The organism is Streptomyces lacaronensis (genome assembly GCF_047337785.1).
In the GTDB taxonomy this organism is placed as follows: domain Bacteria; phylum Actinomycetota; class Actinomycetes; order Streptomycetales; family Streptomycetaceae; genus Streptomyces; species Streptomyces lycopersici.
Genome location: NZ_JBLHDK010000003.1, coordinates 2,410,604 through 2,426,366 on the forward strand (window position 1 = coordinate 2,410,604; position 15,763 = coordinate 2,426,366).

Annotated in this window: 1 protein-coding gene (only partly in view); it reads right to left on the reverse strand. The window is 71.1% G+C overall.

The window, feature by feature from the left end; translation table 11 throughout:
• Positions 1–15,763 carry the 3' portion of a non-ribosomal peptide synthase/polyketide synthase gene (locus tag ACMTAK_RS10570; protein WP_413805973.1) on the reverse strand. The gene runs 4,766 nt beyond the window's last position, so the window shows 15,763 of its 20,529 coding nt (coding positions 4,767–20,529); its start codon lies off the right edge, out of view; it ends in the stop codon at positions 1–3.

Sequence of the window (15,763 nt, forward strand, 5' to 3'; positions counted from 1 at the left end):
TCAAGCTCCTTCGTCCATCTGCTGCGCTGTCGCTTCGAACTCGTCCAACTCGCTCTGGCTGATGTCCACCAGCGGGAAGTCGGAGGGGGTGTAACCACCGATACCGGTGTCGGCGTCGACGTCCGTGGTGTGCGTGGCCAGTCCGGTGAGCATCGCGGCCCAGCCGTCCAGCAGGCTCCGGGCGGCGGACTCCGCCAGCAGCTCGGACGGCCAGGACACGATGAGGGTGAGCCGGGGGCCGTCGGGCAGGTCGTGGACGACGCCCATGACCTCCAGGGCGTGCATGACCGGGATCCGGTCGTTGGCGCCGCCGCCTCGGCCGCCGTCGCCGACGGTCTGCCAGGCATGGTGCTCGACGTGCTGCTGACCCTGTTTGCTCTGGTTCTGCCGGCCGGGGAATCGGCCCAGGTAGTTGAAGCCGATCTGGGCGGTGGGCAGGGCGGCGAGCGCGGGCGCGGTCTCGGGGTTGAGATACCGGAGCATGCCGTAGCCGAGCCCATCGCCGGGGACGGCGCGGAGCTGTTCCTTGATGCGCTTGATGGCCCGTCCCGCCGCGGCCCCGCCGGAGCGCAGCTCCATGAGGTCGGCGACGCCGATGTCCAGCCGCACCGGGTAGCCGCTGGTGAACCAGCCGACCGTGCGCGTCAGATCCACACCCTCCGCCAGCGGGACCCGGCCGTGGCTTTCGAGATCCAGCAGGACCCCGGCCGTGTCCTGGCCCTGGCGGCGGCGCCACTCGGCCAACGCCGCGGTCAGGCCGGTTAGCAATACATCGTCGACGCCCGCGTGGAACGCGGTCGGCACGCTGGTCAGCAGCGCTGATGTGACCTCCGTGGACACCTTCACCGACAGCTGCCGGACGGTGGCGCCGAGGTCCCGCTCCGGATCCACGGGTCGCGAGGTGAGGAGGGGGTCGTGGCCGCCCAATTGCCGGGTCCAGGCGGCGAGTTCGGCGAGCCGCGGTTGGCCGGTGGCTTCGGTCCGCAGGGCGCGGGCCCAGTGCCGGAAGGAGGTGGGCACCGGCTCCAGCACGACCTCACGGCCGGCGGCCAGCTCCGTATACGCCTCGGCCAGATCGGGAACCAGGACGCGCCAGGAGACACCGTCCACCACCAGGTGGTTGAGGAGTATCAGCAGCCGTCCGGGGGTATCCGGTCCGAGGTCGAACCAGACCACCTGCATCATCACACCCGCTCGCGGATCGAGCCGGTCCGCGGCCGCCCGCGACTGCTCGGCGATCAGGCGATCGAGGTCAACCCCAACCGTACTGGCATCGATCCGGTGTATCCACGGGGCCACGGACACGGTCGAGGGGACGAGGAGTCGGGCGGCGGGCTCGGTCTCCAGTCGCGCCCGCAAAATGTCGTGGTGATCGACCACCGCCTGAACGGCAGCGGTCAGCGTCTCCAGCCGCGTCCCCGCCGGAGCCACCACCGCCGTGGACTGGAACACCGCACCTATACGCTCTGCTCCGGCCCGGTCCAGCAGCTCATGCATCACCGGGGTCAACGGCACCTCACCCGTGCCCGGGTCGCCACTCCCCTCCAGGCCACCGGGGGCAGAAGCATCACGGGCCACCAGCGCCAGCTCCGCCGGGGTCCGTCGCTCGAACACCTGCCGGGCGCTGACCACCAGACCGGCCTTGCGCGCCCTCGACACCAGCAGCATCGACATGATCGAGTCACCGCCGAGCTCGAAGAACGACGCGTCGGCACTGACCTCATCGAGCCCAAGCACCTCGGCGAAAAGCCCACAGAGGATCTCTTCGGCGGGGGTGGCCGGGCCCCGGCCCGCCACGGCGACCGCGGCGTCGGGGGCGGGGAGCGCGGCGCGGTCCAGCTTGCCGTTGACGGTGAGCGGCAGCGCGTCCAGCACGACGACGGTCGGGACCATGTACTCCGGCAGCCGCCCAGCGGCGAACGCGCGTACCGCCGCCACGTCCAGTTCCCCATCGGGGACCACGTACGCGACCAGCTGCTTGTCCCCCGGCCCGTCCTCCCGGACCACCACCGCAACCTGACCCACACCCTCAAAGGCGGCCACCACTGCCTCGATCTCGCCGGGCTCCACGCGGAAGCCACGGACCTTGACCTGCTCATCGACGCGCCCCGCGAAGACGAGGTCGCCATCGGCGGTCCACTTCGCCAGGTCGCCACTGCGATACATCCGTCCGCCCGGGGCAGCGAACGGACACGCGACGAACCGCTCGGCCGATAGCCCCGGACGACCGATATAGCCCCGGGCCAGACCCGCACCGGCAATATAGACCTCGCCCGCGACGCCCACCGGGACCGGCTTGAGGAACTGGTCGAGCACGTAGACGCGGGCGTTGGGGAGGGGACGGCCAATCGGCGGGGCCTCCTCCAGCGCGGCGTCCAGCGCGGTGGCGGTGGCTGTGGTGATGACGGTGGCCTCGGTCGGCCCATAGGTGTTCCACACCCGCGCACCCGCCGACCACCGCCCCGCCAGCTCCGCACTCAACCGCTCCGCACCCAGCACCCAATTGCCCACACCCGGCACAGCATCCGGATCCAGCACCCCCAACAGCGACGGCACCACACTCGCCACCCGCACCCCACACCGGCCGATCATCTCCGCCAGCGCCTGCGGATCCTTACGCTCCTCCGCACTCGCCACCGCCAACGTGCCACCAGCGGCCAGCGTCACCACCACATCGAGAACAGCCGCGTCAAAGCTGAACGACGCGAACTGCAACGCCACCACACCCGCGTCCACCCCCAACACCGGACGCATCGCCTCCGCCAGATTCACCACCCCACCATGCGCGACAGCCACACCCTTCGGCCGCCCCGTCGAACCCGACGTATAAATCACATACGCCAACTGCTCCGGCACAATGACCGTCCCCAGCGGCTCCGCCGAGAAAGCCTCGACACCCTCCAGAAGGATGGCGCGAGCATCACCGAGCGGAACCCCATCAAGGCAATCGCCCGTGCCCAAGACCACCTCGGCACCACTGTCCGCGATCACGAACCCCAACCGCTCCCCCGGATACTCCGGATCCAGCGGAACGAACGCCCCACCCGCCTTCCACACCGCCAACTCCGCCACCACCATCTCCACCGACCTCGGCAGACACAGCGCAACCCGCGACTCCCGACCCACCCCAGCCCCGCTCAACAACCGCGCCAACCGATTCGCCCGCTCGTCCAACTCCCCATACGACAACGCCTCACCACCACACCGCACCGCCACCACATCCGGCGCCACCCCAACCCACCCCTCAAACCGCTCCACAACCGAACCGCCGGACACCGCAACCCCCGTGGCATTCCACTCCTCCACCACCCGAGCCCGCTCCACCTCCCCCAACACATCGATCTCACTCACCCGCACCCCCGGATCAACCGCCACCGCCTCCAACACCCGCACCAACCGCCCCACCAACCCCCGCGCCGTACCCTCATCAAACAAATCCACCGCAAACAGCAACGCCCCACCCAACCCCGCCGGCGCCCCCACACCATCACGGTGCTCGATCAGCGTGACCGACAGATCGAAGCGGGCCACGGGGTCCGCGGTCGACGGCAGCGTGTCGACCTCAAGGCCGGGCAGCTCCCACTCCTCCGGCGCGGCGCCCTGGAGCGCCAGCATGACCTGGAACAGCGGGTTGCGCGCCAGCGACCGCTCCGGGCTCAGCACATCCACCAGCCGCTCGAACGGCACGTCCTGATGCGCGTACGCGGCCAGATCGGCTTCCCGCACCCGCGCCAGCACCTCGTTGAACGTCGGGTCGGCGCTGACATCCGTCCGTAAGACCAGCGTGTTGACGAAGAACCCGGCCAGGGCGTCCATGGCCTGGTCGCCACGGCCTGCGATCGCGGTGCCGATGGGGATGTCCGTGCCCGCGCCCAGCCGGGTCAGCAGCACGGCCAGTGCGGCCTGGGCGACCATGAACATGGTGGCGTTGCCCTGCTGGGCGGCCGCCACCAGCCGGGCGTGGGTCTCGGCGTCCACACGCAGGGGCACCGTGCCGCCTCGGAAGGAGGACGTGGGCGGGCGCGGCCGGTCGGTCGGCAGCGTCAGCTCCTGGGGGGCGTCGGCCAGGGCCGCGCGCCAGTAGTCCAGCTGACCGCTGATCACGCTGTGCGGGTCCTCGATGTCGCCCAGCACTTCGCGCTGCCAGAGCGCGTAGTCCGCGTACTGCACCGGCAGCGGCTCCCACCCCGGCGCGCCACCCGCCCGACGGGCGGCGTACGCCACGCCGATGTCCCGCGCGAGTACCCCCATCGACCAGCCGTCCACCGCGATGTGATGTGCCACGAACAGCAGCACGTACTCCATGGGCCCGGTCGCCAACAGGCGGATGCGCCACGGCAGATCGGCGCTCAGCTCGAAGCCGCGCCCGGAGTGCGCCGCGAGTGTCGTTCCGAGCTCGTCCGGTGTGGTCTCCACGACGATCAGCGGCGGCCGACCCGCGTCACCCTCCAGCACCTGCTGCCGGGGCTCACCGTCCGTCTCGGGGAAGATCGTGCGCAGGCTCTCGTGCCGGTCGGCGACATCGCCCAGCGCGGCCTCCAGGGCGGCGATGTCCAGGTCTCCCGATATCCGCAGCGCCAGCGGCAGGTTGTAGCCCGCGCCTTCGCCGACGCCTTCGAGCCGGTTGAGGAACCACATCCGCTGCTGGGCGTACGAGAGCGGCAGCATCTCCGGCCTCGGCCGCGGCGTCAGCGCCGCCCGGGTGGCGCCGTCCTCGCGGGCGTCGAGCAGCCGGGCGACCCCGGCCACCGTCGGCTCCGTGAACAGCCTGCCGATCCCGATGTCGGAGTCCAGCACCGACCGGATCCGGGCGAGCAGCCGCATGGCGAGCAGAGAATCGCCACCCAGCTCGAAGAAGGAGTCCTCCGCGCCGACCCGCTCCAGGCCCAGCACCTCGGCGAAGAGCCCGCAAAGGATCTCCTCGGTCGGAGTGGCCGGGCCCCGGCCGGAGGTGCTACCGGCGAAGTCGGGGGCGGGGAGTGCGGCACGGTCCAGCTTGCCGTTGGCGGTGACCGGGAGGGCGTCGAGGGGGACCAGGGCGGCCGGGACCATGTACTCGGGCAGCCGCTCGGCCATGTAATCCCGCAGCCCGGCCAAGCCACTTTCGCCGTTGCCGTCGGGTACGACGTAGGCCACGAGCCGCTTGTCGCCCTGCCGGTCCTCACGCACGACGACCGCGACCTGGCCCACGCTCCCGTACGCGGCGAGCACGGCCTCGATCTCACCCGGCTCCACCCGGAAACCACGGATCTTCACCTGCTCATCCACCCGACCCGCGAACACCAGCTCACCATCGGCCGTCCACCGCGCCAGGTCGCCCGTGCGATACATCCGCCCACCCGTGAACGGGCACGCTACGAAGCGCTCCGCCGACAGCCCCGGCCGACCGAGATAGCCGTGAGCGAGCCCGGCACCCGCGAGATAGAGCTCGCCCTTGACGCCCGGGGGCACGGGGTTGAGGTACTCGTCGAGGACGAAGGCCTTGGTGTTGTCGCGCGGCCGACCGATCGGCAACACCGCCGGAGCCACCGCCTCCGGAGCCACCGCGTACGTCGTGGCACACAGCGTGGCCTCGGTCGGACCGTACAAATGCCGGACCACGATCCCCGGGCAAGCGGCCTTCACCTGAGCCACCGCACCAGCAGGCACCACATCGCCACCCGTCAACACCTCCGCCAGCCCCGACAGACACTCCGGCGACTCCTCCGCCAGCACACCGAACAAACCAGCCGTGACATGCACAGCGGTCAACCCATACGCCTCCACCAAACCCGCCAACACCACCGCATCCACCCGACCCGGCGGCGCCACCACCACCCGACCACCACTGACCAACGGCACCCACACCTCAAACACCGCCGCATCAAACGCATGCGGCGCATGCATCAACACACGCCCACGCGCCGCCTCACTCCAACACCCATCCACCACCAACGCGGCCACCGCACCATGGCTGACCGCCACACCCTTCGGCACACCCGTCGAACCAGACGTGAACATCACATACGCCACATCCTCCGCCGAAACCACCACCCCCGGCACACCCTCCGCCCCACCAAACAACTCATCCACCACCACCGCACCCGGCACCCCAAGACCCCGATCCGCCACCACCAAACCCACCTGCCCCAACACCAACCCCCGCCGCACCACCGGCCACCCCACATCCACCGGCACAAACCCCGCCCCCACCCGTGCCACACCCAGCCACACCGCCACCAACTCCACCGACCGCTCCATCACCACACCCACCAGATCACCCCGCCCCACACCCCGCGCAGCCAACGCACCCGCCACCCGATCCGCACGCTCAGCCAACTCGCCATACGACCACTCCCGGCCATCCACCCCCACCACCGCCACCGCATCCGGACAAGCAGCCACCCGCGCCACGAACAACTCCACCAACGACACCCCGGACACCAAACGCTCAGTGGCATTCCACTCCCCCACCACCCGCGAACGCTCACCCACACCCAACACATCAACCCCACTCACCCGCACCCCAGAATCCACCGCCACCTGCTCCAACACCCGCACCAACCGCCCCGCCAACAACCGCACCGTCCCCTCATCAAACAGATCCGTCGCATACAGCAGCCCACCCACGAGCCCGGCCGGATCGCCTTCGCTGTCGCGCCGTTCGGCCAGGGTCAGCGACAGGTCGAACTTCGCGGTGGACTCCTTCGAGGTGGCCTCCAGCGGCCCGACCCGCAACCCGGGCAGATTCCAACGGCCCTGGGACGCGGGCAGGTTCTGGAGGACGAGCATGATCTGGAACAGCGGGTTTCGGGAGAGCGATCGGGTGGGGTTGAGATCCTCGACCAGCCGCTCGAACGGCACATCCTGATGCGCGTACGCCGCCAGATCGGCCTCCCGCACCCGGGCCAGCAGCTCATCGAAGCCCGGGTCGGCGCTCAGATCGGTGCGCAGCACCAGCGTGTTGACGAAGAAACCGGCCAACCCGTCCAACGCGGCGTCACCACGGCCCGCGGTCGCCGTGCCGATGGGGATGTCCGTACCAGCGCCCATCCGCGACAGCACAACCGTCAGCGCCGCGTGTACGACCATGAACATCGTCGCCCGGCCACGCCGCGCCAGCTCCACCAGCCGGGCGTGGGTCTCCGCGTCCACCTCCACCGGCAGGGTGCGCCCGCGGAACGACGGCGCGGCCGGTCGGGGCCGGTCCGTCGGCAGGTCCACCTCCTCCGGTGCGCCGGCGAGCGTCCGCCGCCAGTGGTCCAGCTGGCCGCTGATCACACTCTGTGGATCGCCCAGGTCACCGAGCACCTCACGCTGCCAGAGCGCGTAGTCCGCGTACTGCACGGGCAGTGGCTCCCAGCCCGGGAGTCGGCCCTGGTGGCGGGCGGTGTAGGCGGTCTCCAGGTCCTGCGCGAGCACGCCCATCGACCAGCCGTCCACCGCGATGTGGTGCGCCACGATGAGCAGGACGCAGTCCGTGGGGCCGGTCCTGAGCAGCCGGATCCGCCAGGGCAGATCGACGCTGACATCGAAGCCGCGGCCCACATGGGCCGTAAGGGCGTCGGCGATCTCGTCCTCGGTGGTGTCCACCACGACCAACGGCGGCCTGCCCGCGGCACCTTCGAGCACCTGCTGACGCGGGACGCCTTCGCTCGCCGGATAGACCGTGCGCAGGCTCTCATGCCGCTCGGCGACGTCGCCCAGCGCGGCCTCCAGCGCCGCGAGGTCCAGTTCGCCGGACATCCGCAGGGCCAGCGGGAGGTTGTACGCGGCCCCATCGCCCGAGCCTTCGAGCTGGTTGAGGAACCACATGCGCTGCTGCTCGAACGACAGCGGCAGCACCTCCGGCCGGGGCCGCGAGATCAGTGCGGCGTGCGTCTGCCCCGTTGCCGCGTCGACCAGCCGGGCCACACCGGCGGCCGAGGAGGCGGCGAAGAGCTCCCCGATGCTGAGCTCCGCGCCCAGGACGGCGCGGATGCGGGCGATGAGCCGCATGGCGAGCAGGGAGTCGCCGCCCAGCTCGAAGAAGGACGCCTCCGCGTCCACCCAGTCCAGCCCGAGCACCTCACCGAAGACCCCGGCGACGATCTCCTCGACCGGGGTGGCGGGGCCGCGCCCGGTGGCGCCGCCGAACTCCGGGACGGGAAGCGCGGTGCGGTCCAGCTTGCCGTTGGCGGTGACGGGGAGGGTGTCCATGGCCATCACGGCCGCCGGGACCATGTACTCGGGCAGCCGCTCGGCGACGTACTCCCGCAGCCCGGCCAAGCCACTTTCGCCGTTGCCGTTGGGTACGACGTAGGCCACGAGCCGCTTGTCGCCCTGCCGGTCCTCACGCACGACGACCGCGACCTGGCCCACGGCCTCATGCGCGGCGAGCACGGCCTCGATCTCACCCGGCTCCACCCGGAAACCACGGATCTTCACCTGCTCATCCACCCGACCCGCGAACACCAGCTCACCATCGGCCGTCCACCGCGCCAGGTCGCCCGTGCGATACATGCGTGCGCCCGGCTCGGCGAAGGGCGCGGCCACGAAGCGCTCGGCCGTGAGGCGGGGGTGTCCCGTGTACCCACGGGCGAGTCCGGCTCCGGCGAGATAGAGCTCGCCCCTCACTCCGACGGGTACGGGCTTGAGGTACTCGTCGAGGACGAACGCCTTGGTGTTGTCGCGCGGCCGACCGATCGGCAACACCGCCGGAGCCACCGCCCCCGGAGCCACCGCGTACGTCGTGGCACACAGCGTGGCCTCGGTCGGACCGTACAAATGCCGGACCACGATCCCCGGGCAAGCGGCCTTCACCTGAGCCACCGCACCAGCAGGCACCACATCGCCACCCGTCAACACCTCCGCCAGCCCCGACAAGCACTCCGGCGACTCCTCCGCCAACACACCGAACAAACCAGCCGTGACATGCACAGCGGTCAACCCATACGCCTCCACCAAACCCGCCAACACCACCGCATCCACCCGACCCGGCGCCACCACCACCCGACCACCACTGACCAATGGCACCCACACCTCAAACACCGCCGCATCAAACGCATGCGGCGCATGCATCAACACACGCCCACGCGCCGCCGCACTCCAACACCCATCCACCACCAACGCGGCCACCGCACCATGGCTGACCGCCACACCCTTCGGCACACCCGTCGAACCAGACGTGAACATCACATACGCCACATCCTCCGCCGAAACCACCACCTCCGGCGCACCCTCCGTCCCACCGAACAACTCATCCACCGCCACCGCACCCGATACACCCAACCCTCGATCCGCCACCACCAAACCCACCTGCCCCAACACCAACCCCCGCCGCACCACCGGCCACCCCACATCCACCGGCACAAACCCCGCCCCCACCCGTGCCACACCCAGCCACACCGCCACCAACTCCACCGACCGCTCCATCACCACACCCACCAGATCACCCCGCCCCACACCCCGCGCAGCCAACGCACCCGCCACCCGATCCGCACGCTCAGCCAACTCGCCATACGACCACTCCCGGCCATCCACCCCCACCACCGCCACCGCATCCGGACAAGCAGCCACCCGCACCGCGAACAACTCCACCAACGACACCCCGGACACCAAACGCTCAGTGGCATTCCACTCCCCCACCACCCGCGAACGCTCACCCACACCCAACACATCAACCCCACTCACCCGCACCCCAGAATCCACCGCCACCTGCTCCAACACCCGCACCAACCGCCCCGCCAACAACCGCACCGTCCCCTCATCAAACAGATCCGTCGCATACAGCAGCGAGCCCATCAGCCCCCTCGGCGAGCCCTCCTCGTCGCGGCGCTCTGCCACCGTCGCCGACAGATCGAACCGGGCCGCCGGAGAGGCGGCCGGGAGACCGCTCACCTCCAGACCGGCCAGCTCCCACGGCCGACGGCCCTGCGGCAGGTTCTGCATCGTGAGCGACACCTGGAAGAGCGGGTGCCGGCCCAGCGACCGGGTGGGGTTGAGATCCTCGACCAGCCGCTCGAACGGCACATCCTGATGCGCGTACGCCGCCAGATCGGCCTCCCGCACCCGGGCCAGCAGTTCGGTGATCGACGGGTCGCCGCTCAGGTCGGTGCGCAGCACCAGCGTGTTGATGAAGAACCCGGCCAACCCGTCCAGCGCCGCGTCACCACGGCCCGCCGTCGCCGTGCCGATGAGGATGTCCGTACCCGCACCCATCCGCGACAGCACAACCGTCAGCGCCGTGTGCATCACCATGAACATCGTCGCCCGGCCACGCTGGGCCAGCTCCACCAGCCGGGCGTGGGTCTCCGCGTCCACCTCGAACGGCATTTCGCCGCCGGTGAAGGAGGACACCGCGGGTCGGGGCCGGTCCGTCGGCAGGTCCACCTCCTCCGGTGCGCCGGCGAGCGTCCGCCGCCAGTAGTCCAGCTGTCCGCTGATGACACTCCGCGGGTCGCCGAGGTCGCCCAGCACCTCGCGCTGCCACAGGGCGTAGTCCCCGTACTGCACCGGCAGCGGCTCCCACCCGGGCGGTCGGCCCGCGCGCCGGGCCGCGTAGGCCGTGCCGATGTCGCCCGCGAGGATGCCCATCGACCAGCCGTCGGCGGCGATGTGGTGGACGGCGCCCATGAGGACGTACTCGGCGGGACCGGTCACCACAAGCCGTACGCGCCAGGGCAGTTCGGCGCGGACGTCGAACGGCTGGTTCGCGTACGCCGTGAGCTGCGCGGGCACCTCGTCCGCGGCGGTGTGCAGCACCGTCAGCGAGGGACGGCCCGCCGCGCCGTGCAGGATCCGCTGGCAGGGGACGCCCGCGGTCTCCGGGAAGGTCGTGCGCAGGCTCTCATGCCGGTCGGCGACATCGCCGAGGGCGGCTTCCAGCGCGGGGATGTCGAGGTCGCCGGAGAGGCGGAGGGCCAGGGGGAGGTTGTACGCGGCTCCCTCACCGGTGGTTTCGAGCCGGTTGAGGAACCACATCCGCTGCTGCTCGAACGACAGCGGCAGCACCTCCGGCCGGGGCCGCGCCGTCACCGGCGCCCGGGACTCGCCCCCGAGTTCGCCCACCAGCTGGGCGACGCCGGCGACGGTGGGGGTGGCGAACAGATCGCCGATGCTGACCTCTGTGTCGAGGACGGCGCGGATGCGGGCGATGAGCCGCATGGCGAGCAGGGAGTCGCCGCCCAGCTCGAAGAAGGAGGCGTCGGCGCCGACCCACTCCAGGCCGAGGATCTCGCCGTAGAGGCTGCTGAGGATCTCTTCGGTGGGCGTGGCCGGACCGCGCCCCTCGGCGGCCTCGGTGAAGTCCGGTGCGGGGAGCCCGGCATGGTCCAGCTTGCCGTTGACGGTGACCGGGAGCGCGTCCAGGGCGACGACCGCGGCGGGGACCATGTGGTCCGGCAGGCGCTCGGCCACGTACTCCCGCAGCCCGGCGGTATCCACATCCCCATCAGGGACGACGTACGCCACGAGCCGCTTGTCGCCGGGGCGGTCCTCCCGTACGACGACGGCGACGTGGCCGACGCTCCGGTGTCCTGCGAGGACGGCCTCGACCTCACCCGGCTCGACGCGGAAACCACGCACCTTGACCTGGTCGTCCGCACGGCCGCCGAAGACGAGTTGGCCGTCCGCGGTCCACTTGGCGAGGTCGCCGGTGCGATACATCCGCTCATGCGTGAACGGGCAGGCGACGAACCGCTCCGCGGTCAGCCCGGCGCGGTCGAGGTAACCGCGCGCGAGCCCCGGCCCCGCGACATACAGCTCACCCAGCACACCCACGGGGACCGGCCGGAGTTGCTCGTCCAATACGTAGACGGCGGTGTTGGCGATCGGACGGCCGATCGGCACCGGGCCGGACGGCTCCAGAGGAGCGCTCATCGTCGCGCACACGGTCACCTCGGTCGGCCCGTACGCATTGACCATCCGCCGCCCCGGCGCCCACCGCTCCACCAACGACAACGGGCACACCTCACCCGCCACCACCAGCGTCCGCACACTCCCCGGCAACTCCTCCACCGTCGCCAACACCGACGGCGGCACCGTCACATGCGTAACACCGAACTCCGCCACCACCTCACCCAACGACCGCTTCGGCGGCAACCCGTCCGCACCCACCATCACCAACGCGGCACCCGACAACAACGCCATACACATCTCGGACACCGCCGCGTCGAAACTCAACGACGCCAACTGCAACACCCGCGCATCAACACCCACCGCAAACCGCTCAATCTGCGCCGCCGCCAGATTGCCAACGCCACGATGCGTCACCGCCACACCCTTCGGCCGCCCCGTCGACCCCGACGTGTAGATCACATACGCCACATCATCGAGGTCCACGGACACCGCGGGCGCCGGTCCACCCTCCGCTGACGAGTCCCACACCAAGCACTCCACTCCGGCCGGAACCAGCCCCCGGGTCTTCTCCGAGCACACGACGAGCGCAGGCGCCGAGTCCTCGACCATCCACCCGATCCGCTCCACCGGATACGCCGGATCCACCGGCACAAACCCCGCCCCCGCCTTCACCACCCCCAACAACACCGCCACCGCATCCGGAGACCGCTCCAACACCACACCCACCAGGTCACCGCGCTCGACACCCCGCGCGGCCAACACCCCTGCCACCCGATCCGACCACTCCCTCAACTCCGCGTACGACCACTCCTCACCACCCACACCCACCACCGCCACCGCATCCGGGGAGACGGCCACCCGCTCGTCGAAGAGCTCGCCCAAGGGCCGCACCGGCACATCAACAGCGGTCGCGTTCCACTCCTCCACCACCCGCCCCCGCTCCCCACACCCCAGCACCTCAACCCCGCTCACCCGAACCGCCGGATCCAAGGCCACCTGTTCCAGGACCCGCACCAGCCGCTCCGCCATCGCATGCGCGGTGTCCTCGTCGAAGAGGTCCGTGGCATACAGCAGATCGCCGTCGATTCCCGCCGGGCTGCCCTCGCCGTCCCGGTGTTCGGCCAGGGTCAACGACAGGTCGACCCGGGCCGCCGCGGCCCCGGGTGTCATCGGCCGCACCTCGACGCCCGGCAGTTTCCACTGCTGGGGCGGCATCGTCTGCACGGAGAGCATCACCTGGAACAGCGGGTGCCGGGCCAGTGAGCGGGTGGGGTTGAGTTCCTCGACGAGGTGCTCAAAGGGCAGATCCTGGTGTGCGTAGGCGGCCAGGTCGGTCTCCCGCACCCGGGCCAGCAGCTCCGCGAAGGTCGGGTCACCGCTCACATCGGTCCGCAGGACCAGCGTGTTGACGAAGAAGCCGGCCAGCCCGTCCAGCGCCGCGTCACCACGCCCCGCGACCGCCGTGCCGATCGGAAGGTCCTTCCCCGCGCCCATCCGCGACAGCAACAGCGCCAGCGCCGCGTGGACGACCATGAACATCGTGGCGTCGCCGCTTCGGGCGAGCTCCACGAGCCGGGCATGGGTGGGCACCTCGATCCGTACCCCGGCCGCCCCACCACGGTGCGAGGACACCGCGGGCCGGGGACGGTCGGCCGGAAGCGCCAGCTCCTGGGGCGCGTCGGCCAGGGCCCGCCGCCAGTGGTCCAGCTGGGCGCTGATCAGGCTGTCGGGGGTCTCCAGATCGCCGAGGAGACGGCGCTGCCAGAGCGCGTAGTCGGCGTACTGCACCGGCAGCGGCTCCCACACCGGCGCCCGACCCTCCCGACGGGCGGCGTACGCCACTTCCAGGTCCCTGACCAGCAGGTCCATCGTCCAGCCGTCCACCGCGATGTGATGCGCCACGATCAGCAGGACGTACTCCGCGGGAGCGGTCTTCAACAGCCGGATCCGCCACGGGAGGTCGGTGCTGAGGTCGAAGCGCTCCTCGGTCTGCTCGGCGAGCACCTGCTCGACCCGGTCGGCGGAGGTGTCGAGGACGACCATGCGCGGGCGTCCGGCCGAGAGTTCGAGGACGTGCTGGCGCGGCACACCGTCCGTTTCGGGGTAGACCGTGCGCAGGGACTCGTGCCGGTCGGCGAGGTCGCCCAGGGCGGTTTCGAGGGCGGGCAGGTTGAGGTCTCCGGAGACGCGGTGGCGCAGTGGCAGGTTGTACGCGGCCTCGCCGCCCTCTTGGGCCTCCTCCATCTGGTTGACGAACCACATCCGCCGCTGCCCGAACGACAGCGGTACGACCTCCGGCCGGGGCTGCGGGGTGAGCGCGAGCCGCGTACCGCCCCCATCGGTGAGCTGCCGGGCGACCCCGGCGACGGTCGGTTCGGCGAACAGTTGCCGGATGCTCAGCTCGGTGTCCAGGACGGCGCGGACCCGGGCGATCAGCCGCATGGCCTGCAACGAGTCTCCGCCCAGCGCGAAGAACGACGCGTCGACGCCGACCTGGTCGAGGCCGAGGATGTCGGCGAACAGCCCGCACAGCGCCTCTTCGATGGGAGTGGCGGGGGCGCGGCGGCCGGTCAGGCCCGCGTAGTCGGGGGCGGGCAGGGCGTCGCGGTCGAGCTTGCCGTTCACCGTGACGGGGAGGGAGTCGAGCGTCATCACGGCGGCCGGAACCAGGTGGTCGGGCAGCCGTTCCGCCACGTACTCCCGCAGTCCGGCCGTGTCCGCGTCCTCAACGGGGACGACGTAGGCGACGAGGCGACGGTCCCCGGGGCGGTCCTCGCGGACCACGACGGCGGACCGGCGGACGGCCGGGTGGGTGGCCAGGACGGCCTCGATCTCGCCGGGTTCCACCCGGAAGCCGCGGATCTTGATCTGGGTGTCGGCCCGTCCGACGACGACGAGTTGGCCGTCGGGGGTCCAGTGGGCCAGGTCCCCCGTGCGGTACATCCGCCCGCCGGGGGCGCCGGGTTCGCCGACGGCGGCGAACGGGCAGGCCACGAAGCGCTCGGCGGTCAGCGCCGAGCGGCCGAGATAGCCGCGGGCCAGGCCGGGGCCGGCGAGGTAGAGCTCTCCCGTGACACCGGCGGGGACGGGCTGCAGGAACTCGTCCAGGACATACGTCTGCCCATTCTCGAGCGGGCGCCCGATCGGCACCGGGGCGTCGGCGTCGGCCGGGGTGAGCGGGTCGCTCAGGGTGACGCAGACGGTGGCCTCGGTGGGACCGTACGCGTTCAGCATCCGCCGACCCGGCGCCAGCCGTGCCACCAGCGCGGGCGGGCACACCTCGCCCGCGGCGGCGACGGTGGTCACGGTGGCGGGCAGCTCGTCGGCGGCGGCGAGCACGGACGGCGGCGCGGTCAGATGTGTGACGCCGAACTCGGCGGCGACATCGGCCAGCGACCCGTACGGCGGCAGCATGTCCCGGTCCGCCATGACGAGAGTGGCCCCGGCGGGCAGCGCGGTGCAGAACTCGGCGAACGCGGCGTCGAAGCTGGGCGAGGCGAATTGCAGAACGCGTGCGCCGGGCCCGGACCCGAACCGGGTGATGTGGCTCGCCGCCAGGCTGCCCACTCCGCCGTGGGTGACCACGACGCCCTTCGGGGTGCCGGTGGAACCGGAGGTGTAGATGACGTAGGCGGGGTGCGCCAGCCGCTGCGGCCGGACGCGGTCGGCGTCGCCGGGGGCGGTGGCCGGGCGTGTCGCCAGCGCGGCGGTCACCTCCGGGGCGTCGAGGACCAGGCGGGGCGGCGTGTCGGCGCCCAGCACCGCCTCGGTCCCGTCCGTGCACAGCAGCAGCTTCGGCCGGGCGTCGGCCAGCATGAACGCGATCCGCCGCGCCGGATACCGGGGGTCTATGGGCAGATAGCCCGCGCCCGCCTTGACCACGGCCAGCAGCACGGCCATCAGCTCGACGGACCGCTCCATGGCCACGCCGACCAGATCCTCGGGG